The sequence below is a fragment of the Metabacillus indicus genome, from assembly GCF_046603695.1.
Lineage (GTDB): Bacteria > Bacillota > Bacilli > Bacillales > Bacillaceae > Bacillus_P > Bacillus_P indicus.
On record NZ_CP176757.1, the window covers coordinates 216,195 to 242,017 of the forward strand.

At 47.1% G+C, this 25,823-nt stretch carries 24 protein-coding genes, 14 tRNA genes and 3 rRNA genes; 39 read left to right on the top strand and 2 right to left on the bottom strand.

All coding sequences use genetic code 11. From position 1 onward, the window contains the following. The first annotated feature begins 80 nt into the window (after positions 1-80). The 4 genes from cshA (at position 81) to ACK1LH_RS01255 (ending at position 4,697) form a co-directional block, all read left to right on the top strand. The gene (cshA, locus tag ACK1LH_RS01240; RefSeq protein WP_029286394.1) at positions 81-1,583 is read left to right on the top strand and encodes a degradosome RNA helicase CshA; all 1,503 of its coding nucleotides are present in this window, start codon (positions 81-83) and stop codon (positions 1,581-1,583) included. 112 nt (positions 1,584-1,695) lie between these two features. After that, positions 1,696-2,664, top strand: a complete 969-nt coding sequence (gene uvsE / locus ACK1LH_RS01245) for a UV DNA damage repair endonuclease UvsE (RefSeq protein ID WP_203289358.1) — start codon at positions 1,696-1,698, stop codon at positions 2,662-2,664. A 121-nt stretch (positions 2,665-2,785) separates the two neighbouring features. Then, positions 2,786-3,265: a PH domain-containing protein gene (locus ACK1LH_RS01250; protein ID WP_029286390.1), complete on the top strand. Its 480-nt coding sequence runs from the start codon at positions 2,786-2,788 to the stop codon at positions 3,263-3,265. Beyond that, positions 3,255-4,697 (top strand): PH domain-containing protein, encoded by a 1,443-nt coding sequence (locus ACK1LH_RS01255; RefSeq protein ID WP_203289359.1) that lies wholly within the window; start codon positions 3,255-3,257, stop codon positions 4,695-4,697. Before ACK1LH_RS01250 ends, ACK1LH_RS01255 begins: the two co-directional genes overlap by 11 nt. 34 nt (positions 4,698-4,731) lie before the next feature. On the opposite strand, the gene ACK1LH_RS01260 is transcribed toward ACK1LH_RS01255, so the two are convergent. Then, positions 4,732-5,328, bottom strand: coding sequence for a rhomboid family intramembrane serine protease (locus ACK1LH_RS01260; RefSeq protein ID WP_203289360.1), 597 nt, complete (start codon positions 5,326-5,328; stop codon positions 4,732-4,734). 109 nt (positions 5,329-5,437) lie between these two features. On the opposite strand from ACK1LH_RS01260, the gene acpS reads away from it, so the two are divergent. The 14 genes from acpS (at position 5,438) to ACK1LH_RS01330 (ending at position 16,341) form a co-directional block, all read left to right on the top strand. Then, a complete protein-coding gene (acpS, locus tag ACK1LH_RS01265) occupies positions 5,438-5,803 on the top strand; it encodes a holo-ACP synthase (protein ID WP_029286384.1) in 366 nt (121 codons plus the stop codon). Between the two features lie 141 nt (positions 5,804-5,944). Beyond that, positions 5,945-6,955, top strand: a complete 1,011-nt coding sequence (locus tag ACK1LH_RS01270; protein WP_203289361.1) for a LolA family protein — start codon at positions 5,945-5,947, stop codon at positions 6,953-6,955. Between the two features lie 128 nt (positions 6,956-7,083). Further along, on the top strand, positions 7,084-8,253 hold the full coding sequence (alr, locus tag ACK1LH_RS01275; RefSeq protein ID WP_203289362.1) for an alanine racemase: 1,170 nt from the start codon (positions 7,084-7,086) through the stop codon (positions 8,251-8,253). A gap of 159 nt (positions 8,254-8,412) precedes the next feature. Continuing rightward, on the top strand, positions 8,413-8,694 hold the full coding sequence (locus ACK1LH_RS01280) for a CopG family ribbon-helix-helix protein (RefSeq protein ID WP_029286378.1): 282 nt from the start codon (positions 8,413-8,415) through the stop codon (positions 8,692-8,694). A gap of 4 nt (positions 8,695-8,698) precedes the next feature. Beyond that, positions 8,699-9,049 (top strand): type II toxin-antitoxin system endoribonuclease NdoA, encoded by a 351-nt coding sequence (ndoA, locus tag ACK1LH_RS01285; RefSeq protein WP_029286376.1) that lies wholly within the window; start codon positions 8,699-8,701, stop codon positions 9,047-9,049. Positions 9,050-9,187: 138 nt separating this feature from the next. Then, positions 9,188-10,024 carry an STAS domain-containing protein gene (locus ACK1LH_RS01290; protein WP_029286374.1) on the top strand — a complete coding sequence of 279 codons (837 nt, stop codon included), beginning with the start codon at positions 9,188-9,190 and terminating at the stop codon, positions 10,022-10,024. Further along, a complete protein-coding gene (locus ACK1LH_RS01295; RefSeq protein WP_029286372.1) occupies positions 10,021-10,386 on the top strand; it encodes an STAS domain-containing protein in 366 nt (121 codons plus the stop codon). The genes ACK1LH_RS01290 and ACK1LH_RS01295 overlap by 4 nt, the downstream gene beginning before the upstream one ends. A gap of 2 nt (positions 10,387-10,388) precedes the next feature. Continuing rightward, positions 10,389-10,790, top strand: a complete 402-nt coding sequence (locus ACK1LH_RS01300) for an anti-sigma regulatory factor (protein WP_029286370.1) — start codon at positions 10,389-10,391, stop codon at positions 10,788-10,790. An 11-nt stretch (positions 10,791-10,801) separates the two neighbouring features. Next, the gene (locus tag ACK1LH_RS01305; protein ID WP_203289363.1) at positions 10,802-11,809 is read left to right on the top strand and encodes a PP2C family protein-serine/threonine phosphatase; all 1,008 of its coding nucleotides are present in this window, start codon (positions 10,802-10,804) and stop codon (positions 11,807-11,809) included. A gap of 63 nt (positions 11,810-11,872) precedes the next feature. After that, positions 11,873-12,202 carry an anti-sigma factor antagonist gene (locus ACK1LH_RS01310; RefSeq protein WP_029286366.1) on the top strand — a complete coding sequence of 110 codons (330 nt, stop codon included), beginning with the start codon at positions 11,873-11,875 and terminating at the stop codon, positions 12,200-12,202. Continuing rightward, positions 12,199-12,681 carry an anti-sigma B factor RsbW gene (rsbW, locus tag ACK1LH_RS01315; protein ID WP_029286364.1) on the top strand — a complete coding sequence of 161 codons (483 nt, stop codon included), beginning with the start codon at positions 12,199-12,201 and terminating at the stop codon, positions 12,679-12,681. The genes ACK1LH_RS01310 and rsbW overlap by 4 nt, the downstream gene beginning before the upstream one ends. Next, complete coding sequence (gene sigB, locus ACK1LH_RS01320; protein WP_029286362.1) at positions 12,647-13,435, top strand: RNA polymerase sigma factor SigB; 789 nt, start codon at positions 12,647-12,649, stop codon at positions 13,433-13,435. The genes rsbW and sigB overlap by 35 nt, the downstream gene beginning before the upstream one ends. Continuing rightward, positions 13,435-14,034, top strand: a complete 600-nt coding sequence (locus ACK1LH_RS01325) for a PP2C family serine/threonine-protein phosphatase (RefSeq protein WP_029566340.1) — start codon at positions 13,435-13,437, stop codon at positions 14,032-14,034. The genes sigB and ACK1LH_RS01325 overlap by 1 nt, the downstream gene beginning before the upstream one ends. Positions 14,035-14,178: 144 nt before the next feature. Beyond that, a complete protein-coding gene (locus ACK1LH_RS01330; protein ID WP_029566341.1) occupies positions 14,179-16,341 on the top strand; it encodes a Tex family protein in 2,163 nt (720 codons plus the stop codon). A gap of 13 nt (positions 16,342-16,354) precedes the next feature. On the opposite strand, the gene cmpA is transcribed toward ACK1LH_RS01330, so the two are convergent. Then, positions 16,355-16,468: a cortex morphogenetic protein CmpA gene (gene cmpA / locus ACK1LH_RS01335; protein ID WP_087946367.1), complete on the bottom strand. Its 114-nt coding sequence runs from the start codon at positions 16,466-16,468 to the stop codon at positions 16,355-16,357. Positions 16,469-16,572: 104 nt separating this feature from the next. On the opposite strand from cmpA, the gene ACK1LH_RS01340 reads away from it, so the two are divergent. The 21 genes from ACK1LH_RS01340 to tsaB all read left to right on the top strand — a co-directional run bounded on the left by ACK1LH_RS01340 (position 16,573) and on the right by tsaB (position 25,816). Then, positions 16,573-17,019, top strand: a complete 447-nt coding sequence (locus tag ACK1LH_RS01340; protein WP_029566342.1) for a SprT family protein — start codon at positions 16,573-16,575, stop codon at positions 17,017-17,019. A gap of 147 nt (positions 17,020-17,166) precedes the next feature. Beyond that, positions 17,167-17,241, top strand: a tRNA-Asn gene (locus ACK1LH_RS01345). A 6-nt stretch (positions 17,242-17,247) separates the two neighbouring features. Further along, positions 17,248-17,338, top strand: a tRNA-Ser gene (locus ACK1LH_RS01350). Positions 17,339-17,356: 18 nt separating this feature from the next. After that, positions 17,357-17,428: transfer RNA gene (locus tag ACK1LH_RS01355), tRNA-Glu, on the top strand. A gap of 20 nt (positions 17,429-17,448) precedes the next feature. Beyond that, positions 17,449-17,524: transfer RNA gene (locus ACK1LH_RS01360), tRNA-Val, on the top strand. A gap of 3 nt (positions 17,525-17,527) precedes the next feature. Next, positions 17,528-17,603, top strand: a tRNA-Asp gene (locus ACK1LH_RS01365). 7 nt (positions 17,604-17,610) lie between these two features. Further along, positions 17,611-17,685, top strand: a tRNA-Gln gene (locus tag ACK1LH_RS01370). A gap of 27 nt (positions 17,686-17,712) precedes the next feature. Continuing rightward, positions 17,713-17,788, top strand: a tRNA-Lys gene (locus ACK1LH_RS01375). 10 nt (positions 17,789-17,798) lie between these two features. Further along, positions 17,799-17,882, top strand: a tRNA-Leu gene (locus tag ACK1LH_RS01380). Between the two features lie 15 nt (positions 17,883-17,897). Then, positions 17,898-17,983 (top strand) — tRNA-Leu (locus tag ACK1LH_RS01385). Positions 17,984-18,070: 87 nt separating this feature from the next. Beyond that, a tRNA-Arg gene (locus ACK1LH_RS01390) sits at positions 18,071-18,147 on the top strand. 5 nt (positions 18,148-18,152) lie between these two features. Continuing rightward, positions 18,153-18,229 (top strand) — tRNA-Pro (locus ACK1LH_RS01395). A 22-nt stretch (positions 18,230-18,251) separates the two neighbouring features. Beyond that, a tRNA-Gly gene (locus ACK1LH_RS01400) sits at positions 18,252-18,325 on the top strand. A 95-nt stretch (positions 18,326-18,420) separates the two neighbouring features. Beyond that, a 16S ribosomal RNA gene (locus tag ACK1LH_RS01405) occupies positions 18,421-19,958 on the top strand. Positions 19,959-20,161: 203 nt separating this feature from the next. Beyond that, a 23S ribosomal RNA gene (locus ACK1LH_RS01410) occupies positions 20,162-23,092 on the top strand. Between the two features lie 90 nt (positions 23,093-23,182). Then, positions 23,183-23,298: ribosomal RNA gene (rrf, locus tag ACK1LH_RS01415) — 5S ribosomal RNA — on the top strand. Together the 16S, 23S and 5S rRNA genes with 14 tRNA genes alongside form the textbook arrangement of a ribosomal RNA operon. 39 nt (positions 23,299-23,337) lie before the next feature. After that, positions 23,338-23,414, top strand: a tRNA-Met gene (locus tag ACK1LH_RS01420). 4 nt (positions 23,415-23,418) lie between these two features. Beyond that, positions 23,419-23,494: transfer RNA gene (locus ACK1LH_RS01425), tRNA-Asp, on the top strand. Positions 23,495-23,678: 184 nt separating this feature from the next. After that, positions 23,679-24,659, top strand: coding sequence for a thiamine-phosphate kinase (gene thiL, locus ACK1LH_RS01430; protein ID WP_411334296.1), 981 nt, complete (start codon positions 23,679-23,681; stop codon positions 24,657-24,659). A 9-nt stretch (positions 24,660-24,668) separates the two neighbouring features. Next, positions 24,669-25,130, top strand: a complete 462-nt coding sequence (gene tsaE / locus ACK1LH_RS01435) for a tRNA (adenosine(37)-N6)-threonylcarbamoyltransferase complex ATPase subunit type 1 TsaE (protein WP_029286220.1) — start codon at positions 24,669-24,671, stop codon at positions 25,128-25,130. Next, complete coding sequence (gene tsaB / locus ACK1LH_RS01440) at positions 25,127-25,816, top strand: tRNA (adenosine(37)-N6)-threonylcarbamoyltransferase complex dimerization subunit type 1 TsaB (RefSeq protein WP_203289367.1); 690 nt, start codon at positions 25,127-25,129, stop codon at positions 25,814-25,816. Before tsaE ends, tsaB begins: the two co-directional genes overlap by 4 nt. Positions 25,817-25,823 lie beyond the last annotated feature (7 nt).

Genomic DNA, 25,823 nt, shown 5'->3' on the forward strand with positions numbered 1-25,823 from the left:
GTTTTGCCCGATGGGGCGTTTTTTGTTTCACCATACATGAAAGTCTGTGAAGCTATAAGGATTAAAAGGAGTAGAACAAATTGACAATTACGTTTCAAGAACTAGGTATCAGCCCATTATTAATGGACGCCATTAACCGCATGGGATTTGAAGAAGCTACACCAATTCAGGCACAAACGATTCCGCTTGGGCTTCAAAATAAAGATGTAATCGGCCAGGCGCAAACAGGTACAGGGAAAACAGCTGCATTCGGTATTCCTCTTATCGAAAAGATCGACGTTAAACAAGATAAGATCCAGGGAATCATCATTGCACCGACCCGTGAACTTGCTATCCAGGTATCAGAAGAGCTTTACAAAATCGGTTCATCAAAACGCGTACGTGTACTTCCGATCTACGGTGGACAGGACATTAACCGCCAGATCCGCTCATTAAAGAAATTCCCTCACATCATCGTTGGAACTCCAGGCCGTCTAATTGACCATATTAACCGTAAAACATTGAAATTATCTGATGTTCAGACTGTTGTTATGGACGAAGCGGACGAAATGCTGAACATGGGATTCATCGAAGACATTGAGAACATTCTTTCAAATGTGCCATCAGAGCACCAAACTTTGCTTTTCTCAGCTACAATGCCTGATCCGATCAGACGCATTGCTGAAAAGTTCATGACGAACCCTGAGATCGTAAAAGTAAAAGCGAAAGAAATGACCGTTACAAATATTCAGCAATTCTTCATCGAAGTACAGGAGAAGAAAAAGTTTGATGTGCTTACACGTCTTCTTGACATCCAGTCACCTGAACTTGCGATTGTTTTCGGACGCACAAAGCGCAGAGTAGATGAGCTTTCTGAAGCACTAATGCTAAGAGGCTATGCTGCTGAAGGAATTCACGGCGACCTTACTCAAGCTAAGCGTATGTCTGCACTTCGCAAATTCAAAGAAGGTGCGATTGAAGTGCTTGTAGCGACAGACGTTGCTGCCCGCGGACTTGACATCTCTGGTGTTACTCACGTTTACAACTTCGATGTTCCTCAAGATCCTGAAAGCTATGTACACCGTATCGGCCGTACTGGACGTGCAGGTAAAACAGGAGCTGCGATGACATTCGTAACGCCAAGAGAACAGGATATGCTGAAAATCATCGAGCGCACAACGAAGCGCAAAATGGACCGCATGAAGGCTCCGACTCTTGATGAGGCTCTTGAAGGCCAGCAATCTGTATCTGTTGATAAAATCCGTCAAGCTATCGCTGACAACAACTTATCATTCTACAAGCGCACAGCTGAAGCTTTGCTTGAAGAGTTCGATCAAGTTTCTGTTCTTGCAGCAGCGATCAAGCTTATGACGAAAGAGCCGAACCAGACTCCGGTTAACCTGACAGAAGAATCTCCGCTTTACAAGCGCGGAGGCGGCAAACGCTCATCATCTTCTTCAAGCAACCGCAGCGGCGGCGGCAGAAGAGACGGCCAGCGTCCTTACAATAAGAACAACAAGCGTTCTTACGGACAGCAGGGCGGAAAGCCGAACAATAACAGCGGAAAACGCCGTTATTCAAACTCTTCATCATCATCTAACTAATACAAAGTTAAACGCACTGTGCTTCCTGCACAGTGCGTTTTTTGCATTCAAAAAAGTAATCGCATCCGGAAATGGGAACCCTAAACCAAAACAGGAAAAGAAGGTGTTCTTTTTGACCATTGTCCGGCTTGGCTATGTAGCCATGAGTGTGAATTTAACCAATTGCTCCCCGTCGCAAACAATGACGTTCGCTCAATTTCAGCGACTGCAGGACAGAGAAGCGGCCATCGAAAAGCTGGCCAGAATTTCCGCCTCAAACCTTGCAAATTGCCTTAGAATTCTCAAGCACAATACGGGGAATGATATCCGCTTTTTCAGATTCAGCTCAAAGCTCATTCCGCTTGCCAATCACCCTGAAGTGAAGGATTTTCATTATTTGCGGGACTTGAAGGAGCCGCTTCAGGAGCTTGGCAGCTGGATCCAAAAAACAGGGATGAGGGTTGATTTTCACCCTGATCATTTTGTTCTTCTTAATTCGCCTAAACCTGAGATTATGAATACGTCACTCAGAACACTGAGCATGCATGAGGCTCTTCTAAGAGGGATGGGTGTCCCGCATGAGCACAGATGTGTCATTCATGTGGGAGGGGCATACAGCAACAAGGAAAAAGCGCTCGAGCAGTTCATTCATAACTGGGGGTATGTGCCTGTAAAGCTCCAGGAAATGCTGATACTTGAAAATGATGATACCGTTTTCACTCTGCAGGATACATTGTATTTATGCGAAAAGCTTGCCATTCCGCTCGTGTTTGACTATCACCACCATCTCGCAAATCAAGAAAAGGATTCAGACTGGAGGAGTCACTGGGACAGGGTGACAGCGAGCTGGGAGCAGTCGCCTCTCCCGGTTAAAATGCATATCTCAAGCCCTCGCAGCGAAAGTGAGTTCAATGCCCATGCGGAATACGTTGACCCCGAGCTGTTCATGGCGTTTTTGTCTGAAATCAAAGGGAGCGTGCCCCAGATTGACTGTATGATTGAAGCAAAGAAGAAGGATGATGCTCTTTTTGCATTGATGGACAAGATGTGCGCCTATCCGAATGTGGAAAAGATTGACGGAGCTTCTTTTTATATCCGCTAGTGCTGTTTCTGTTCAAGTTCCCCGCATCCCGCTATAATAAATATGGAATCATTTAGTAATAAGTGAAACATATCTATTTCATAAACGTATAAAAAGAGAGATTTATTTAGGGGGAACACAGATGAGAGACGCACCTAAGCACAGGATCAGTGAACGGGCTTTAAAAGTATGGAAGCTTTCTGCCCTTATTCAGTCAATTATATTTCTGGCAGCAGCCGGGGGACTTGCCTATGCGGTTTATGCATTCGATTTTCCAATCTGGATCACGATTGCTGCATTCGGACTTTGGCTGGTGTTTTCAATTGTTTTTATTTTTATCACTCCGAAAATTCAGCACCGTACATGGCGGTATGAAGTGCATGAGAACGAAATTGATATTCAGTCGGGGCTGTTTATCGTTACACGCGTGATTGTACCGATGGTAAGAGTGCAGCACGTGAACACAAAGCAGGGACCTCTGCTCAGGAAGCATGACCTTGCAACTGTGACGGTGAGCACGGCAGCGACCGTTCATGAAATACCCGCACTTGATGTGGCGGAGGCGGACCAGCTCCGCGACTTCATCTCAAAGCTTGCGAGGGTGACAGAAGATGATGTCTGAACCGAAAAGACTGCATCCCGCAGCAGCCATTCTGACATTCTTTAAACAGCTTAAAGACGGTCTGTTTCCGTTCGTTGTTCTTTTCTTTGTGAATGACTATAAGCTATATTTCTTCATCGGCCTTGCTGTCGTTCTGTCGGTCATGGTCATATTCAGCATCATCAGCTGGACGAAATACACCTACAGATTTGAAGAGAATGAGCTTCGGATTGAATACGGTCTTTTTGTGAAAAAGAAAAAATACATACCGGTTGAGCGGATTCAGTCCACCAACGAAAGTGCCGGCATTGTCCAGCAGCTGTTCGGCCTTGTTAAACTCCAGCTCGAGACAGCAGGTGGAGGGATTGAAGCGGAGGCTGTGCTGACTGCCGTGACGCGAAAAGAAGCACGCCGCATAAATGAGGCTCTGGCAGAGCGGAAAAAAGAAGCTGGAACTGAAGCGGAGATGGAAAATCCGGTTGAAGAGCGCGGATCTATTTATAAAATCGGCATGAAAGAGCTCCTTGTGGCAGCTTCAACCTCAAGCGGCATTGGTGTTGTGCTCTCAGCCGCTTTTGCATTCATCTCCCAGTTCGACGAGCTGATTCCGTTTGATAAGCTGATAAACCGCGTGTCGTTTTTAACGGATGCCAGCATCACGGTTTACGCCATTATCGTATTTCTCGCTTTTTTGATCGCCTGGGTTCTGAGTATTATCGGGGTGTGCCTGAAGTTTGCGAACTTTACGGTCGTTAAAAAAGATGAGGACCTGATCATATCCAGAGGTTTATTTGAAAAGCACCAGCTTACAATCCCGCTTGAGCGGATACAGGCTGTGAAAATCAGCGAAAATCCAATCAGGGAGAAGCTTGGCTACGCTACTGTCCATCTTTTGAGTGCGGGGGGCAGCTTAAGCAATCAAAACATGTCGGCCGTCTTATTCCCGCTGATCAAAAAAGCAAAAATAGCAGAGATGTTAAAGGAGTTTGCGCCTGACTATACAATGGAGGAACAGCTGACTCCGCTGTCTAAAAGAGCGAAGAGGGGCTATCTTCTTATCTACACCATCCCGTTCGTCATTCTCTCCTGCATCATCGGCTATTTCTTTGAGCCATGGGGCTATCTCGCCTTTTTAACCATTCCTGCCGCATTGGCAGCAGGCCTTGCTGCGTTTCGCTCCGGCGGCTGGAATATAAGGGGAGACCAGCTCACGCTTGTCTCCCGGACCGTGGTCAAAACCACTTATTTGGCTAAAAGAAAGAGAATCCAGGTCCTGGAATGCAAACAGTCGTATTTTCAAAAGCGGCTTGAGCTTGCTTCCATGCAGGCGTCCACTACGTCTGGTTTCGGCGGCACTCATTTTCACGTGAAAGGCGTGGACCTGAGAGATGCCGGGGAAATGTTTGAATGGTATTCTTATGAAAAAAGCGCAAGAAAAGACGCCGTCCTTTAATGGGACGGCGTCTTGCTGTAAACAACGGATACGGCTAACGCCCCGGCCTCTTCAAAAAAAGAGGGGCAATCAGGGCGCCGCCTACTGCACCGAAAATATGGGCAATAATGTTAATGTTCGTATTGATGAAGGTCATCACAATGCCAATAGCTAAAATCGTGATGATCAGCTGTGAGTTTGATGAATCTATCAGGTCTTTGCGGAAGACAACGATGTACAGGTAAATCCCGAACAGGCCGAAAATAGCGCCTGACGCGCCAACATGGGTATAGCTTAAGTCTTCAATGACAAAAAAGGTGGCAAGGTTTGCGATCATTCCGGTTGCAAGATACGCGATAAGAAACCTTGCTTTTCCAAGCATCCGCTCAAGGGCAGGCGCGAAGAGAATGATGGACACACTGTTAAACAGAATGTGGGCGAAGTTTGCATGCAGGAAGATTGGTGTAATCAGCCGCCACCATTCGCCATTGGCAACGCCCCCGTTGTACCCTACAATAGAGGCAAAGAAGAACGTCATTTCAGGAAATGGCAGTAAAAACAGCAGCCAGATCAGCACCTGGATACAGACAATGGCTGTTACAACAGGATACAGACGAATGAACGTCCGGAAATCTTCAGATCTTGTAAACATAGAACATGTCTCCTATTCTATAGGCTTCTTCTATATTACCACGGTTATGAGCATAGACGGCATATTAGTACACTGCGGCAAACACATCAGAAAGAAAGAAGGCGGTTTAATGATCAAAGGAATCGGCCTTGATATTGCGGAAATAGACCGGATCGGAAAAATGATTCTCAGGCAGCCGAAGTTTATTGACAGGATCCTGACAGACCGGGAAAAGGATGCCTATCACTCTTACTCCGGAAGAAGAAAAACAGAGTACGCAGCAGGAAGATTTGCTGCCAAAGAAGCATTTTCAAAAGCAATGGGCACCGGCATAGGCGGTGCACTCAGCTTTCAGGATATTGAAATTATAAGAGATGAATTTGGCAGGCCAATGATTGTAAAGCCTGATATGAAAGGATTTTACGTGCACCTGTCCATAACCCACACAAGGGAGTATGCGGCAGCTCAAGTAATAATTGAAAGCTCGTCAAGCTAGTCTGCATATTCACGCCCTGACCCTCATATATTTGTACAGCGGTAGGAGAGACAAGTCGTTTGATCGACCCGTGCCGGAGCACGGTGCTTTCAAGGAGCGTTTCTTCCTTTTTACGTCATATGAGACAAAGGGGCTGAATAGGTGAAAAAGCACTTTTTATTGCTGGTGGTGGGGATCATTGCCGTCCTGATGCTTGCAGCGTGCGGCGAGAAATCCAAAACGGATGTTGTGGAGAATCTGGACAAAAAGGTAGAAGAGCTGTCGGGGTATAAAGCAAAGGCGCAGATGACCCTGCAGACAGGAAGCGAGCCTCAGATCTACGAGGTGGAAATCTGGCATAAACAGCCGTCCTTCTACAGAGTGAATCTGAAAAACGCAGAGAAAGACCAGAGCCAGATGATTTTAAGAAACAATGAAGGCGTATTTGTGTTAACGCCGGCTCTGAAGAAAAGCTTCCGCTTCCAAAGCGAGTGGCCGCAGAACAGCAGTCAGGCATACTTGTTTGAATCGCTTGTAAAAGACATTAAGAGTGATGCAGATTCAATCTTCAAATCAACGAAAAATGAGTATGTGTTTGAAACGAAAACCAATTACCAGAACAGCCAGATGCTTCCGCTCCAGGAAATAACTTTTAACAAAAAGGACCTGAAGCCGTCTGTTGTAAAAGTGATGGATACAGACAGAAACCCTCTGGTTGTCGTAGAATTCACGGATTTTGACTTCGGTGCGAAGTTCGATAAAAATTCATTCGACATGGAGAAGAATATGTCATTTGCGAGTGTGGATGTTGAAACGTCTGCAGCTGTTGACTCTAAACCATTCTCGGTGAAATATCCGCTTGAGGAAATTGAAGGCGTGAAGCTTACCGAGGAAAAAGAAATGACAACAGAAAACGGCAAGCGGGTCGTACAAACGTATGACGGAGAAAAATCGTATACGTTTATCCAGGAAAAAGCCGTTGCGGCAACTGTCGCTACTTCTTCCTCCGTAAACGGCGAGCCGGTGGACCTTGGAGTTGCGGTTGGAGCGCTCACAGAACAGTCGCTGACTTGGTCGTACGACGGAGTAGAATACATGATTGCTTCAAAGGATCTCTCTCAGGAAGAAATGATCCGGGTCGCACAATCCGTTCAGGGGCAGGCAATCAAGTAAAAAATCGGATGGCGCATGAGCCATCCGATTTTTTTATGGCCAAAACAAATCCCTTTTTGATTTGACAACGAGCCATAAAACCTCTCATAATCAGCAATAGATAAAGACTACCACGAGGAAGTGTAGACATGGAAATGGCTTTTTACAGAGATACTTGGGCGGAGATTGATCTGGATGCCGTCATGAGCAATGTTCGCAACATGAAAGCACATATCGGAGAGGGCAGGAAGCTGATTGCTGTTGTGAAAGCGAATGCATACGGCCACGGTGATGCAGAAGTGGCAAAAGCGGCGCTTGAAGCAGGAGCGGACATGCTTGCGGTAGCATTTCTGGATGAAGCAATTGCCCTTCGCAATGCCGGATTCCAAACGGAAATACTTGTGATGGGGGCATCCCGGCCAACAGATGTGCAGCTTGCAGCCGACATGAACATCATCCTGACGGCACCATCTTTCGAGTGGCTGGAGGAAGCAGGCCGCAATGTTCATACCGGGACATTAGCCGTTCATTTAAAGCTCGATACCGGCATGGGACGCCTTGGGATCCGGACAGAAGAGGAACTTCACAAGGTTTTTTCTTTTTCAGAAGGAAAACAGTGCTTGAACATAGAAGGTGTTTTTACGCATTTCGCTACAGCGGATGAACTTGATACGGCCTATTTTGATGAACAATACAAGGCTTTTGAAACATTGGCAAAAGCAGCTGCATCCTATGGGGAAGTGATGATTCACTGCGGCAACAGCGCAACGGGCCTGAGATTTCCGGATAAGCTTGTCCATGCAGTCAGACTTGGGATCTCGATGTACGGTCTAAGCCCTTCAAGTGAAATGAAACCGCTGCTTCCATTCAAGCTAAAAGAAGCGTTTTCTCTTCATTCAAAGCTAGTTCATGTAAAAAAGATAAATAAAGGCGACAAAATCAGCTACGGAGCTACCTACACGGCAGAGGAAGATGAATGGATCGGCACGATTCCCATCGGATATGCAGATGGCTGGGTGCGCCGTCTGAGGGATTCGGACGTGCTTGTGGACGGAGAAAGAGTGCCAATTGTTGGAAGGATCTGCATGGATCAATGCATGATCAAGCTGCCTTCGGAAAAAGAAATCGGAACGAAAATTACGCTTATCGGCAGTCAGAAACATGAGATGATTCCGGTGGATGAAGTGGCGGAAAAACTCGGAACCATCAACTATGAAGTCACTTGTACAATAACTTCTCGCGTTCCCCGTATGTTTTTGAGAAATAAGAGTATAATTGAAATGAGAAACACTCTATTGGACGGAAGAAAAAAAGGGTAAGACGATTTTTAAAAGGGGTCTCATTGAATAAAAGAGCCTGTCCTAAAAAGTCAGCAGGACCGAATTATTAGAAAATAACTTTGCTTCTTGCATTGATAGTGTTATTATTGTATGTGGAATGGAATAATAGGTGTGTAAGTTTGGTGGAGGTGTATGTTTGTGTCTGAATCCAGCGCAACAACAGAAATCTTAATTCGACTGCCGCAAGCATTGGTCTCGGAGTTAGACGGTCTTGTGAAACAGGAAAATGGGAATCGGAGCGAGTTAATTTATCAAGCAACGAAAATGTATATCCGCGAACGCAAAAAGCGTCAGATTCGCGAGTCTATGAGACGCGGTTACATGGAAATGGCCAAGATTAACTTAAACATTGCTTCCGAAGCATTTCAGGCTGAATCAGAGGCTGACCACACCGTTGAACGCTTAGTAAGCGGGGGTTAATCCTTTGATTGTCAAACGCGGCGACGTTTATTTTGCTGATTTATCACCTGTTGTCGGCTCTGAGCAAGGCGGGGTCCGTCCGGTACTGATCATTCAGAATGATATCGGAAACAGGTTCAGTCCTACGGTCATCATAGCAGCCATCACTGCTCAAATTCAGAAAGCGAAGCTTCCAACCCATGTGGAAATTGATTCAAAGCGATATGGATTTGAACGTGACTCTGTTATCCTGCTGGAACAGATCCGAACAATTGATAAACAGAGATTGACTGATAAGATTACACACTTAGATGATGAAATGATGGATAAAGTGGACGAAGCTTTGCAAATAAGCTTGGGACTCATTGATTTTTAACGAATAAAAAGGTTCTTTTTAAGGAAGTTGCTGCCAGAAAGCAACTTTTTTTTATTTTATTGACATAAATCGGTATAATGTAAGGTGGAATACTTGTTACCTTTTTTGCCCATTTACTAAGAGGGGGATCACGGACACATGACAGAAAAGTCCAATCAATTATTTGAATATGTAATGGCTCATCAGAATGAGATTCTAAAAGAATGGAAAGACCGTCTGAAAGAGCTTGGAGATCAAAAGTACTCCAGTCTTCTGTCAGACCAGGCTTATGATAATGCGTGCAATGAATACCTTCAGATTTTAATCAGCCATATGCACAGTCCGGGAACCGATTTTTCAGAGAGAGTGTCTGATTTTGCCCATAAAGCAGTTCAGCTCGGCTGGAGCCTGAAGTTTATTTCAGAAGGCTTGAAACAGCTGTCTCTAATTATTTTCACGAGACTGACAGAGGACTTGTCTGAAGAGCAAAAAATGCAGGTTGTATGGGAGTTTGACAGACTGCTGTCCCCAATTAACAATGAACTGATTCATCAATATGCCGCTTCATGGGAAAGAACGGTATCCTTGCAGAAGATTGCGCTGCAGGAACTGTCCGCTCCGCTGATTCCTGTCTTTGAAAACATTACAATTATGCCGCTTGTTGGTACAATTGATACAGAACGTGCAAAACAGATTATGGAAAACCTGCTCACAGGCGTTGTTAAGCACCGCGCCCAGGTTGTGCTGATCGACATTACCGGTGTGCCGGTGGTCGACACAATGGTGGCGCATCACATCATCCAGGCTTCTGAAGCTGTGCGTCTGGTAGGGGCTAAATGCCTTCTTGTCGGCCTAAGACCGGAGATTGCCCAGACGATCGTAAACCTTGGCATCGATCTAAGCCAGGTCATTACTAAAAACAGCCTTCAAAAGGGAATGGAAGCCGCTCTTGAAATGACCAAAAAACAAATTGTTGAAATGGGGGATCCGGAATGAGAACTCCACGAATACCTATACTAAAGCTTCATAATTGCCTGCTTGTATCCATTCAGTGGGAGCTTGATGATCAGACTGCCCTGCAGTTTCAGGAAGATCTGCTTCACAAGATTCATGAAACAGGAGCAAGCGGCGTTGTTATAGACCTGACTTCTGTTGATGTCATCGATTCGTTCATCGCCAAGGTGCTTGGTGATGTGATCGGCATGTCGAAGCTTATGGGAGCAAAGGTGGTTTTAACAGGCATACAGCCTGCTGTTGCCATAACACTTATCGAACTTGGAATCCATCTGGCAGATGTACAGACCGCGCTGGATCTTGAAAAAGGGCTTGAAACTCTACAACAGGAGCTGGGGGAATAAGCATGGATAACCAATCCTGTGTAAAAATCATTACGGAGTGGGACATTGTGGCTGCCCGCCAGCTTGGCCGCAATGTTGCTAAAGAGCTCGGGTTTGGTACGGTCGACCAAGCGAGGATTACGACAGCTATCTCCGAACTTGCGCGTAATATATATTTGTATGCTGGACAAGGCCAGATTTGCATTGAGCAAATTTCCGAATTCAGCAAAAAAGGATTGAAAATAATAGCCATTGATAACGGGCCTGGTATACCGGATGTGCGAAAAGTAATGGAAGACGGCTTTTCAACTTCCGGAGGACTTGGAGCCGGTTTGCCTGGAGTTAAACGCCTGATGGATGAGTTTAGTATCGATACCGTCTTAGGAGAGGGAACGGATATCCAAGCTGTTAAATGGCTTCGCTAGGAGGAAGCTGCATGGATTTTAAGGATGTCATTGAGTCAAAATATCAGGAACTGCTCAGCCATTACCTGAATGAACTGACTGAAACGGCTTTGTATCAGGGACAGAAGTTCAGCAGGAAAGCAATTGCTGAGCAAATCCCCCCTGAGGAGATTATCAGTCTTCACCGGAAGGTTCTTCAGGATCTTTTTCCTGATGTTGACCAGGAGGTGCTGAACTCGCTTGATTTTCTGCTTGAGGTCATGATGGGATACGGTCTTGCCTATCAGGAGCATCAAAGCCTCAGGGACAAGCAGCAGGAGATCAAGTCAGAAATTCAGGTCGCTGTAAACGTGCAGCAGATGCTTCTTGAAACATCTGTGCCGAGTGTTCCAGGTCTTGATATAGGCGCAATAAGCGTTCCGGCAAAGCATATGAACGGAGATTACTATCACTTTGTCTATGACGAGGAAACGGTCAGCATCGCAATAGCAGATGTTATTGGCAAAGGAATTCCGGCTGCGCTTTGCATGTCGATGATCAAATATGCGATGGACAGTCTGCCTGAATCGCGGAAATCCCCAAGCCGGGTGCTTGAAAATTTAAACAGGGTTGTCGAGCATAACGTGGACCCAAGCATGTTCATCACGATGTTTTACGGAATGTTTGATACAAAAACGAACGAATTTGTCTACGGTTCTGCAGGTCATGAGCCTGGATTTTACTACAGTGCATCAGAAGATTCTTTTTCAGACATGCAGACTAAAGGGCTTGTCCTTGGAATTGATTCATCCGTTAAATATAAGGAGTACAGGAAAGTGATCGAAAAGGGCGACATGGTTGTGCTTCTTTCCGACGGAGTGACTGAATCAAAATCAGGGGATGAATTTGTAGAACGCTGCTTTATTACAGATCTTATAAAAAAATACAGTCATTTAAAGGCTCAGGAGATTGTGGATCATATCTACAGAGATTTTCTTCAGATGCAGGATTTTGAGCTGCACGATGATTTTACTCTCCTCATTTTAAAGCGTGAGGTTTAATCCTTTTTTACAAAGGGTAAATAACTCATTAGGACAAAAGGAATAATATTAGGGGGACTACACATGAACCTTTCAATAAATGCAAATCAAACAGATGAACTTGTTCAAATAGATCTGGCTGGAGAAATTGATGCCTATACTGCACCTAAACTGAGAGAGCAGCTTATGCCGCTTGCTGAAGAAGGGAAATCGATGACGGTCAGCCTGAAGGATGTTTCCTACATGGACAGTACCGGACTCGGTGCATTTGTCGGCCTGCTGAAGGCTGTCAGAAAAAACGGCGGAGATATGAAGCTTGTGAATTTATCTTCACGTCTTGAAAGACTTTTTAATATCACTGGTCTGAGTGAAATTATTGACATTTCTTCTAAATCAGAAGGTGGGGTTCGATGAGACAGTTAGTGGATTACATCGAAGTGAAGATTCCTGCAAAGCCGGAATATGTGGGAATCGTCCGTTTGACTCTTTCCGGGATAGCGAGCAGAATGGGCTATTCGTATGATGAAATTGAAGATCTGAAAATAGCTGTCAGCGAAGCATGCACGAATGCCGTGCAGCATGCGTACGAAAGCGCGGAAGGCGGAGAGGTAAACTTAGGGTTTGGCCTTTATGACGACCGCCTTGAAGTGATGGTTTCAGACAGCGGCCAGAGCTTTAACTTTGAACAAAAGAAAAATGAGCTGGGGCCATATTCTGCCGCAAACCCTGTAGACCAGCTTCCTGAGGGAGGGTTGGGGCTCTACTTGATGGAAACGCTCATGGATGAAGTTCGTGTGCAAATCGATTCCGGCGTTACCGTCTTCATGACAAAGTATTTAAACGGGGAGCGAGTAGAACATGACACAACCATCCAAAACTACGAAGCGAACTAAAGAAGAAATAAACGAACTGATTTTTGATTTTCAGCACAATCAAAATGAAGATGCCCAGCTTTTTCTAGTTGAGTACTACAGCGGACTTGTTGAAACGCTCGCCAAGAAATATTCAAGAGGCAAAAGCTTTCATGAAGACCTTAAACAGGTCGGCATGATCGGCCTGCTCGGTGCCATCCGCCGCTATGATCCTGAATTCGGCAAAACGTTTGAAGCCTTTGCCATTCCGACAATCATCGGTGAAATAAAGAGATTTCTCCGCGACAAAACATGGAGCGTCCATGTTCCGCGAAGAATTAAAGAGCTTGGCCCGAAGATTAAGATGGCCGTTGATGAACTGACGAATTCTCTTCAGCGTTCACCTCAGGTCCATGAAATCGCTGATTATCTGGAGGTTTCAGAGGAGGAAGTGCTCGAAACGATGGAGATGGGAAAAAGCTATCAGGCTCTTTCTGTTGATCATTCCATCGAAGCGGACTCCGACGGCAGCACAGTGACCATATTAGATATTGTCGGTTCAAAAGAAGAAGGATATGAGCAGGTTAACCAGAAGCTCATGCTTGAAAGTGTTCTCCACGTTTTGTCTGACCGTGAAAAAGAGATTATCCACCACACATATATTCTGAATAAAAGCCAGAAGGAAGCGGGAGAGATCCTCGGCATTTCTCAAATGCACGTCTCAAGGCTTCAGAGAAGAGCTATTACAAAGCTCAAAGAAGCACTTTCTGCTGATATGTCACTGGGGATGCAGTAATGTATCAAACGGAACAAAACAGCCATGTCTACGCATACGCCTACCAGATTCAAAAGGAAGGGAAAACTCTATGCGGGGACAGTTTTTTAATAAAAGCAACTGAGGAATATTTCATTTGCGCCGTCGCCGATGGTCTCGGGAGCGGCGAGCGTGCGTATGAATCCTCATCTGCCATTAAGGAAGTCATTGAGGAATATCATGCAGAGGATGTTGAACTGCTGATTGCCAAATCAAATGAGGTGCTGAAAAACAAGCGCGGAGCAACCGTCGCTATTTTCAAGGCGTACTTTGGACAGAATACGTTCACATTCAGTTCGGTAGGGAATATCCGGTTCGTCCTTTATTCTCCTTCAGGGAAGTATATCTATCCTCTGCCTGTTCTTGGCTATATGTCAGGCAAGCCTCAGAAGTTCAGCGTTCATACGTACTCTTATGAGCCAGGAGCAAAATTCATTTTGCATTCAGACGGACTCAACATTCCGGCAGTAAAATCTCTTTTGAAGGACCATCAGACAATTGAAGATATCTCAAATCATCTGGAGCCTTACACGAAATCGCGTCAGGATGATTTAACCTACGTAGTCGGTCAGCTGTTTTAGCTGGCGGGCTTTTTTGTTTGGCTGAAAAAGTGATTGAAAACGGATCAGGAACACGATTTTTCCTATAAAGAGCCATTCGTCATTTTTGAAATAGCCCGGCTTTTGGTAAACTGTTTCTAAGTCGATGTAAGGGGAGGCAACAGAATGGCAGACAAAACAGAACGCATCATGCAGACAATCAGCAAAGAGCTGTCTATTACATATAAGCAAATACAGAACGTGATTGAATTGCTCGAAGGCGGAAATACCGTTCCTTTCATAGCGAGGTACCGGAAAGAACAGACAGGTGCCCTTGATGAAGTGCAGATCCGCGACATCTCAGAAAAATGGCAGTACATCCAAAATCTTGAGGCCAGAAAAGAAGAGGTTATCCGCCTGATTGAGGAACAGGGCAAACTCACTCCTGAACTGAAAAAAGAAATTAGTGAAGCCCTCAAACTGCAGAAAGTGGAGGATCTCTACCGGCCTTACAAACAAAAACGCAGAACGAAGGCGACAGTCGCGAAGGAAAAAGGTCTTGAACCTCTTGCAGCCTGGATGAAAGAACAGCCTTCGAATGGCACGCTTGAAGAAAAAGCGGCCGCGTTTATAAATGAAGAAAAAGAAGTGCTGACAGCCCAGGATGCCATTGACGGAGCGAAAGACATTCTTGCCGAATGGATTTCAGACGAGCCGTCCCATCGCCAGTGGATCCGCGATCTTACGTTCAGAAAAGGAAAAATCGCGGCATCAGCCAAGGATGAAGAGAAAGACGAAAAGAACGTGTATGAAATGTATTACACGTACGAGGAGCCTATCCTGAAAATTGTGCCCCACCGTGTTCTTGCTCTGAACCGCGGGGAAAAGGAAGGGGTTTTGAGAGTAACGGTTGAAGCGCCGGCGGAAGAAATTCTGATGCAGCTTCAAAAACGGGAACTTAAAAACCCGCGCACAGCTGTAAAAGATACGTATATAGAAGCGATAGAAGATGCTTATAAGAGATTGATTGAGCCTTCCATCGAGAGGGAGATCCGGAAAGAACTGTCTGAAAAGGCAGATGACCGGGCCATCCATATTTTCTCTGAAAATTTGAGGAATCTTCTGCTTCAGCCGCCTCTTAAGGGGAGAATCGTCCTTGGAGTCGATCCTGCCTACCGGACAGGCTGCAAGCTTGCTGCAGTAGATGAAACAGGGAAGGTCCTTGAAATCGGGGTGATCTATCCCCACCCGCCTGTAAATAAATCAAGAGAAGCAAAACAAAAGCTTTCGGATATCATCAAACGATTTAAAGTTGAATTAATTGCCATTGGAAACGGAACGGCATCAAGGGAAACCGAACAATTCGTGGCAGACTTGATTGAAGAACTGAAGGCAGACCTCTCGTACATTATTGTAAACGAAGCGGGTGCAAGTGTTTACTCTGCATCTGATCTGGCACGGGAAGAGTTTCCTGACTTTCAGGTTGAAGAACGGAGTGCCGTCTCCATAGCGAGAAGGCTTCAGGATCCGCTCGCCGAACTGGTTAAAATCGACCCTAAGTCGGTTGGAGTCGGGCAGTATCAGCATGACGTTGCACAAAAAAAATTGAATGAATCTCTGACATTTGTTGTTGAAACCGTGGTAAACCAAGTTGGAGTTAACGTGAACACAGCTTCATCTTCTTTGCTTCAGTACGTGGCGGGTCTAAGCAAGTCCGTGGCGCAGAACATTGTCAAACAGCGTGATGAAATCGGGAAGTTTGATGACCGGAAGCAATTGAAAAAGATCCCTCGTCTTGGAGCTAAAACATATGAGCAGTGCATAGGGTTCTTGAGAATTTCCGGGGGCAAACATCCTCTTGATTCTACCGGAATCCATCCTGAAAGCTACAAAGAAACAGAAGAGCTGCTCCGTATGCTTGGCTTGAGCCTGAAAGACCTTGGGTCAGACAAGCTTAGAGAAGGGATAAGCAGTCTCAACCTAAAGGAAGCTGCAGAGAAAATCGGCATGGGAGAACTGACCTTAAAAGATATTTGCGATTCTCTTGTGCGCCCGGGGCGCGATCCGCGGGATGAAGTGGCTAAACCGCTGCTTAAAAAAGGCGTTCTGAAACTGGAAGACCTTGAAACAGGCATGGAGCTTCAGGGAACGGTCCGAAACGTAGTAGACTTCGGAGCGTTCGTTGATATAGGAGTGAAACAGGATGGGCTTGTCCATATCTCCAAGCTGAAAAATTCTTACGTTAAGCATCCGCTTGATGTTGTCTCAGTCGGAGATGTTGTAACTGTATGGGTAGACTCAGTCGACAGGCAAAAAGGCCGGGTTGCACTCACGATGGTTGGAAACTGATGAAAAACACTGCTTACGAGCAGTGTTTTTTTCTATAAAAATACCAGCACTGGTTCAGCATTTTGATTTGATAACGGTCCTTTTCATAAAACGCACGCTGCATTTGGTTTTTTAACCATGATGGCATTGCTCGTTCCTCCTTATTGTTTATAATGGAGTATGTGTATGACTTACTTTATGCGGGCTCGGGATGTCCTGTTCGGAGAAACAAACTATGCGGGGTGCTTTGGAATGAATGAACGCAAACTTCAGGAACTGACAGAATCGCTTTCTGCAGAATACTTCAGAAAACCATTCAAACATAAAGCGGTTTTCAACAGCAGGCTGCGGACGACGGGAGGAAGGTATCTGCTAAAAAGCCACAATATCGAAGTGAACCCAAAATATCTTTCTCAGGGACTCGATGAAGTGATCGGGATTATCAAGCATGAGCTGTGCCATTACCACCTTCATATAGAAGGGAGAGGGTATAAGCACCGTGATCCTGAATTCAGGGCGCTGCTTTCACAAGTAGGTGCACCAAGGTTCTGCACGCCGATCGAGCCTCCTGCAAGAACAAGGAAAATCGTTCAGTATCAATGTACAGAGTGCCGGTTTATCTACAATCGCCGCAGGAAGATGGATACATCAAAATACGTGTGCGGCAAATGCGGAGGGAAAATCAAACTTGTTTCATAGAATTTTATAAAAAGGGTTGACGCTCTGCGTGGAGCTGTGTTAAATTATAAAAGCCGTCGTAAGAGACGCAAAACAAGACTAAAAAGAAGGCTTGACAGTTTGTCCAAACCTTCATATAATTAAGAAAGTCTGTCAGCAATATCTTATTCCGCAGTAGCTCAGTGGTAGAGCTATCGGCTGTTAACCGATCGGTCGTAGGTTCGAGTCCTACCTGCGGAGCCATAATATGGGGAAGTACTCAAGTGGCTGAAGAGGCGCCCCTGCTAAGGGTGTAGGTCGCGTAAGCGGCGCGAGGGTTCAAATCCCTCCTTCTCCGCCATTATTTTTTATTGTCTCTGGCCCGTTGGTCAAGCGGTTAAGACACCGCCCTTTCACGGCGGTAACACGGGTTCGAATCCCGTACGGGTCATCATTTTCACAAATGAATACGGAGGATTAGCTCAGCTGGGAGAGCATCTGCCTTACAAGCAGAGGGTCGGCGGTTCGAGCCCGTCATCCTCCACCATCTGGTCCCGTGGTGTAGCGGTTAACATGCCTGCCTGTCACGCAGGAGATCGCCGGTTCGATCCCGGTCGGGACCGCCATTTTTATTGGGCTATAGCCAAGCGGTAAGGCAACGGACTTTGACTCCGTCATGCGCTGGTTCGAATCCAGCTAGCCCAGCCATTTTCATTTTGAAAAATGAATATATTTGTGCCATTAGCTCAGTCGGTAGAGCATCTGACTTTTAATCAGAGGGTCGAAGGTTCGAGTCCTTCATGGCACACCATCTAATGTATGCGGGTGTGGCGGAATTGGCAGACGCGCTAGACTTAGGATCTAGTGTCTTTGACGTGGGGGTTCGAGTCCCTTCACCCGCACCATACATTATTCTTTTCGCGGTCGTGGCGGAATGGCAGACGCGCTAGGTTGAGGGCCTAGTGGGGGTAACCCCGTGGAAGTTCGACTCTTCTCGGCCGCACCAAAAGAGCTTTAAAAAAACTTAAAAAAGTTGTTGACATAAACATCACATCTTGGTATTATATTTAAGTCGCTTCACAAATTATCATGTGCGCCCGTAGCTCAATTGGATAGAGCGTTTGACTACGGATCAAAAGGTTATGGGTTCGACTCCTGTCGGGCGCGCCATATTACGGGAAGTAGCTCAGCTTGGTAGAGCACTTGGTTTGGGACCAAGGGGTCGCAGGTTCGAATCCTGTCTTCCCGACCAGGTAATTTTCATAACTTTATATGCGGGTGTAGTTTAATGGTAAAACTCTAGCCTTCCAAGCTAATGTCGTGGGTTCGATTCCCATCACCCGCTCCAATCTTTAAAAAATGATCTTTGAAAACTAAACAAAACCAAAAGCGTACCAAACGTTTTAAATTTTTAAGTCAGCAACATTTATGAGTCACAAATTTTCTTCGGAGAGTTTGATCCTGGCTCAGGACGAACGCTGGCGGCGTGCCTAATACATGCAAGTCGAGCGGACCTCTTCGGAGGTCAGCGGCGGACGGGTGAGTAACACGTGGGCAACCTGCCTGTAAGACTGGGATAACTCCGGGAAACCGGAGCTAATACCGGATACTATGTCAAACCGCATGGTTTGACATTCAAAGACGGTTTCGGCTGTCACTTACAGATGGGCCCGCGGCGCATTAGCTAGTTGGTGAGGTAATGGCTCACCAAGGCGACGATGCGTAGCCGACCTGAGAGGGTGATCGGCCACACTGGGACTGAGACACGGCCCAGACTCCTACGGGAGGCAGCAGTAGGGAATCTTCCGCAATGGACGAAAGTCTGACGGAGCAACGCCGCGTGAGTGATGAAGGTTTTCGGATCGTAAAACTCTGTTGTCAGGGAAGAACAAGTGCCGGAGTAACTGCCGGCACCTTGACGGTACCTGACCAGAAAGCCACGGCTAACTACGTGCCAGCAGCCGCGGTAATACGTAGGTGGCAAGCGTTGTCCGGAATTATTGGGCGTAAAGCGCGCGCAGGCGGTTTCTTAAGTCTGATGTGAAAGCCCCCGGCTCAACCGGGGAGGGTCATTGGAAACTGGGAAACTTGAGTGCAGAAGAGGAGAGTGGAATTCCACGTGTAGCGGTGAAATGCGTAGAGATGTGGAGGAACACCAGTGGCGAAGGCGACTCTCTGGTCTGTAACTGACGCTGAGGCGCGAAAGCGTGGGGAGCGAACAGGATTAGATACCCTGGTAGTCCACGCCGTAAACGATGAGTGCTAAGTGTTAGAGGGTTTCCGCCCTTTAGTGCTGCAGCTAACGCATTAAGCACTCCGCCTGGGGAGTACGGTCGCAAGACTGAAACTCAAAGGAATTGACGGGGGCCCGCACAAGCGGTGGAGCATGTGGTTTAATTCGAAGCAACGCGAAGAACCTTACCAGGTCTTGACATCCTTTGCCACTTCTAGAGATAGAAGGTTCCCCTTCGGGGGACAAAGTGACAGGTGGTGCATGGTTGTCGTCAGCTCGTGTCGTGAGATGTTGGGTTAAGTCCCGCAACGAGCGCAACCCTTGATCTTAGTTGCCAGCATTCAGTTGGGCACTCTAAGGTGACTGCCGGTGACAAACCGGAGGAAGGTGGGGATGACGTCAAATCATCATGCCCCTTATGACCTGGGCTACACACGTGCTACAATGGATGGTACAAAGGGCTGCGAGACCGCGAGGTTTAGCCAATCCCATAAAACCATTCTCAGTTCGGATTGCAGGCTGCAACTCGCCTGCATGAAGCTGGAATCGCTAGTAATCGCGGATCAGCATGCCGCGGTGAATACGTTCCCGGGCCTTGTACACACCGCCCGTCACACCACGAGAGTTTGCAACACCCGAAGTCGGTGGGGTAACCGCAAGGAGCCAGCCGCCTAAGGTGGGGTAGATGATTGGGGTGAAGTCGTAACAAGGTAGCCGTATCGGAAGGTGCGGCTGGATCACCTCCTTTCTAAGGATATGAGGTCGCTTTTGGTTTTTGTTTAGTTTTGAGAGATCATTCTCTCTATATGAAAGAAGGCGGTCATTTCTGATTTGCCGGTTGTTCTTTGAAAACTGGATAACGTAATTGATAACAAGTAATTCACTGAGATTTACGCTTACCATAGTGATTTTCTTAGACTTTACAGTCTAAACAAACGATTGACCAATTTTGGTTAAGTTATGAAGGGCGCACGGTGGATGCCTTGGCACTAGGAGCCGATGAAGGACGGGACTAACACCGATATGCTTTGGGGAGCTGTAAGTAAGCTTTGATCCAGAGATTTCCGAATGGGGAAACCCACTGTTCGTAATGGAACAGTATCTTTACCTGAATACATAGGGTACTGAAGGCAGACCCGGGGAACTGAAACATCTAAGTACCCGGAGGAAGAGAAAGCAAATGCGATTTCCCAAGTAGCGGCGAGCGAAACGGAATCAGCCCAAACCAAGAGGCTTGCCTCTTGGGGTTGTAGGACACTCTATACGGAGTTACAAAGGAACGGGGTAGATGAAGCGGCCTGGAAAGGCCTGTCATAGAAGGTAAAAACCCTGTAGTCGAAACTTCGTTCCCTCCAGAGTGGATCCTGAGTACGGCGGGACACGTGAAATCCCGTCGGAATCCGGGAGGACCATCTCCCAAGGCTAAATACTACCTAGTGACCGATAGTGAACCAGTACCGTGAGGGAAAGGTGAAAAGCACCCCGGAAGGGGAGTGAAAAGATCCTGAAACCGTGTGCTTACAAGTAGTCAGAGCCCGTTAACGGGTGATGGCGTGCCTTTTGTAGAATGAACCGGCGAGTTACGATCCCGTGCAAGGTTAAGTTGATGAGACGGAGCCGCAGCGAAAGCGAGTCTGAATAGGGCGAATTAGTACGTGGTCGTAGACCCGAAACCAGGTGATCTACCCATGTCCAGGGTGAAGTTCAGGTAACACTGAATGGAGGCCCGAACCCACGCACGTTGAAAAGTGCGGGGATGAGGTGTGGGTAGCGGAGAAATTCCAATCGAACTTGGAGATAGCTGGTTCTCTCCGAAATAGCTTTAGGGCTAGCCTCGAGTATGAGAGTCTTGGAGGTAGAGCACTGATTGGACTAGGGGCCCTCATCGGGTTACCGAATTCAGTCAAACTCCGAATGCCAAAGACTTGCTCCTCGGGAGTCAGACTGCGAGTGATAAGATCCGTAGTCAAGAGGGAAACAGCCCAGACCGCCAGCTAAGGTCCCAAAGTATACGTTAAGTGGAAAAGGATGTGGAGTTGCTTAGACAACCAGGATGTTGGCTTAGAAGCAGCCACCATTTAAAGAGTGCGTAATAGCTCACTGGTCGAGTGACTCTGCGCCGAAAATGTACCGGGGCTAAACGTATCACCGAAGCTGCGGACTGTTCTTACGAACAGTGGTAGGAGAGCGTTCTAAGGGCGTCGAAGCCAGACCGGAAGGACTGGTGGAGCGCTTAGAAGTGAGAATGCCGGTATGAGTAGCGAAAGAGGGGTGAGAATCCCCTCCACCGAATGCCTAAGGTTTCCTGAGGAAGGCTCGTCCGCTCAGGGTTAGTCGGGACCTAAGCCGAGGCCGAAAGGCGTAGGCGATGGACAACAGGTTGATATTCCTGTACCACCTCCTCACCATTTGAGCAATGGGGGGACGCAGGAGGATAGGGCAAGCGCGCTGTTGGATATGCGCGTCCAAGCAGTTAGGCCGGGAAGTAGGCAAATCCGCTTCCCATATAAGGCTGAGCTGTGATGGCGAGGGAAATTTAGTACCGAAGTTCCTGATTCCACACTGCCAAGAAAAGCCTCTAGCGAGGTGAGAGGTGCCCGTACCGCAAACCGACACAGGTAGGCGAGGAGAGAATCCTAAGGTGAGCGAGAGAACTCTCGTTAAGGAACTCGGCAAAATGACCCCGTAACTTCGGGAGAAGGGGTGCTTTTTAGGGTGAATAGCCCTGAAAAGCCGCAGTGAATAGGCCCAGGCGACTGTTTAGCAAAAACACAGGTCTCTGCGAAGCCGCAAGGCGAAGTATAGGGGCTGACGCCTGCCCGGTGCTGGAAGGTTAAGGGGAGAGGTTAGCGCAAGCGAAGCTTTGAACCGAAGCCCCAGTAAACGGCGGCCGTAACTATAACGGTCCTAAGGTAGCGAAATTCCTTGTCGGGTAAGTTCCGACCCGCACGAAAGGCGTAACGATCTGGGCACTGTCTCAACGAGAGACTCGGTGAAATTATAGTACCTGTGAAGATGCAGGTTACCCGCGACAGGACGGAAAGACCCCGTGGAGCTTTACTGCAGCCTGATATTGAATTTTGGTACAGCTTGTACAGGATAGGTAGGAGCCTTGGAAGCCGGAGCGCAAGCTTCGGTGGAGGCATTGGTGGGATACTACCCTTGCTGTATTGAAATTCTAACCCGCAGCCCTTACCGGGCTGGGAGACAGTGTCAGGCGGGCAGTTTGACTGGGGCGGTCGCCTCCTAAAATGTAACGGAGGCGCCCAAAGGTTCCCTCAGAATGGTTGGAAATCATTCGCAGAGTGTAAAGGCACAAGGGAGCTTGACTGCGAGACCTACAAGTCGAGCAGGGACGAAAGTCGGGCTTAGTGATCCGGTGGTTCCGCATGGAAGGGCCATCGCTCAACGGATAAAAGCTACCCCGGGGATAACAGGCTTATCTCCCCCAAGAGTCCACATCGACGGGGAGGTTTGGCACCTCGATGTCGGCTCATCGCATCCTGGGGCTGTAGTCGGTCCCAAGGGTTGGGCTGTTCGCCCATTAAAGCGGTACGCGAGCTGGGTTCAGAACGTCGTGAGACAGTTCGGTCCCTATCCGTCGTGGGCGCAGGAAATTTGAGAGGAGCTGTCCTTAGTACGAGAGGACCGGGATGGACGCACCGCTGGTGTACCAGTTGTCTTGCCAAAGGCATCGCTGGGTAGCTATGTGCGGAAGGGATAAGTGCTGAAAGCATCTAAGCATGAAGCCCCCCTCAAGATGAGATTTCCCATCACATTTGTGAGTAAGAACCCTGAAAGATGATCAGGTTGATAGGTCTGAGGTGGAAGCGCGGTGACGTGTGGAGCTGACAGATACTAATCGTTCGAGGACTTAACCACAGTCTAACTAAGCGTAAGTTGCACGTGAATCTTGTTATCAAACGTTACTCAGTTTTGAAAGAATAACTTCTTTCAACCAATTGCATATTGTCTGGTGATGATGGCAAAGAGGTCACACCCGTTCCCATGCCGAACACGGAAGTTAAGCTCTTTAGCGCCGATGGTAGTTGGGGGTTTCCCCCTGTGAGAGTAGGACGTTGCCAGGCAATGCAATTATACATAATGAATGCATTACTTATTATTGTCGCGGGGTGGAGCAGTCTGGTAGCTCGTCGGGCTCATAACCCGAAGGTCGCAGGTTCAAATCCTGTCCCCGCAACCAAAATGGTCCCGTGGTGTAGCGGTTAACATGCCTGCCTGTCACGCAGGAGATCGCCGGTTCGATCCCGGTCGGGACCGCCATTTATGTAAACAACAACGAAACGATTAGGTTTCGTTTTTTTTATGCTTTTTTTGAGGTAGACACTTGGTGAAACTTGGACAAACTAGATAGATAAGATACACTGAATATCAGGGAACTTTCCTTAGAACTGCTGAGTTCTAAGGTTTTTTAGAATAGATTGAAGATGAGAGGCTGGTCTTTGCAATGACGATAAAGGACGAATTTCAGTTTATCAGCCGAATCCGTCAAGATGAGGTCCGACAGTCCGGTTTAGTCGAAGGGATTGGCGATGATGCTGCCCTTTATGGAACGAAATCCGATTATCTTGAGGTTGTCTGTACGGATACAATGGTTGAAGGGGTTCATTTTTTAAAAGAATTATCTTCTCCTAAGGATATAGGCTATAAGGAGCTTGCCGTAAATGTAAGCGATGTGGCTGCTATGGGCGGCGTGCCCAAATATTATCTTGTGGCCATTGCGGTACCAAGAACATGGTCTGAACAGGAGCTTGCCGAATTGTATGCAGGAATGGACGAGCTGGCGAAACCGCTTCGCATCGATTTGATTGGAGGAGACACGGTTTCAACCTCGGATAAGCTCGTTCTAACCGTGACGGTGATCGGTGAGGTGAAAAAGGGCAAGCAAAGGCTGCGGAAGGATGCACGTCCGGGAGATGTTGTATTTGTAACAGGTACGATCGGCGATTCGGCTGCAGGGCTTCAAGCTTTGCTTGGAAATCTTCAGCCAGACCGGGATGCAGCGTCTTTTCTGATCAACAGGCATAAACGCCCTGTCCCTCAGGTGAAAGCAGGGCAGATTATGGGCTCTGTCGACCGCGTATCGCTGAATGATATCAGTGACGGACTGGCGAGCGAACTAAATGAAATAAGCGAGTCCAGCTGTGTTAAAATAGTGATAGATAAAACAAGGCTTCCAATGAGTGACTCAATGAAGTCACTGAACCATGAGGATGCAGAAAAATGGATGCTGTTTGGTGGAGAAGACTTTGAATTAACGGGTACTGCTTCACGGGCTGAATTCACTGATCTGCAAAAGAGATGCCTGGCAGAAGGAATCCTTCTTACGGAAATTGGACGTGTTGAAGAAGGGCCGGCAGGTGTATTTTTTACTGAGGACGGAAAGCAGACGAAGCTTGAGAAGTCCGGATATAATCATTTTAAGTAAGGTGAAGTTATGATAAAGCATGTAGTGAAATCAACTCATACAGACGAAACGACGCGTCTTGCCATAAGACTCGGAGAGCTTTTGAAGCCGGGGGCTGTCATTACACTTGAAGGTGATCTTGGGGCCGGAAAGACGACATTTACTAAGGGACTGGCAAAAGGTCTTGGCATTCGCAAAAATGTCAACAGTCCTACGTTTACGATTATGAAAGAATACCGGGATGGCCGGATTCCTTTGTATCATATGGATGTGTACCGCATGGAAGACAGCGGAGAGGATCTCGGATTTGATGAATATTTTGAAGGCGATGGCGTGACCGTCGTTGAGTGGGCAAGCATGATCGAAGAACAGCTTCCAAAGGAGCGGCTGGACATCAGAATTCACCGCTCAGGAGACGATGAGCGTGAAATCATTCTCATCCCTCTCGGTGAGGACTATATTGGTTTATGTGAGGAGCTTGTAACCGGATGAAAGCATTAGCAATTGATACATCAAACCTGACACTTGGAGTGGCCCTTGTGGGGGAAGAAACGGTGATGGGTGAGTATGTCTCGCACGTCAAACAGAATCATTCGGTACGTGCGATGCCTGCTGTCGAGTGGGTGCTGCAGGAGTGCGGCGTGAAGCCTGCCGAGCTTGACCGTGTAATCGTAGCAGAGGGCCCGGGTTCCTACACCGGGCTTAGAATCGGCGTCAGCATCGCAAAGACACTTGCGTGGACCCTGAACATTCCGCTTGTCAGTGTTTCAAGTCTTGAAGTGCTTGCAGCAGGAGGCACTTACTTTGACGGAATGATCTGCCCGCTGTTTGATGCCCGCAGGGGACAAGTGTATACAGGACTTTATGAATATGAAGACGGCGTACTTTTAAATAGAAGAAAAGATTGCAATCTTCTTCTTGCAGACTGGCTTGAAGAGCTGAAGACAGAAGATAAGCAGATTTTGTTTATTGGCAATGACGTCAGTCTTCACAGGGAACTTATCACACAGATTCTTGGCGAACAGGCCATGTTTGCAGAAATGACAGAGAACAATCCCAGACCATCCATGCTAGGGAAAATCGGGCTTAAAAAAGACCCTGTTGATCTCCATTCATTTGTCCCGAACTACATTCGCATGGCTGAAGCAGAAGTCAAGTGGCTGGAACAACAGAAATAAGCAGGTG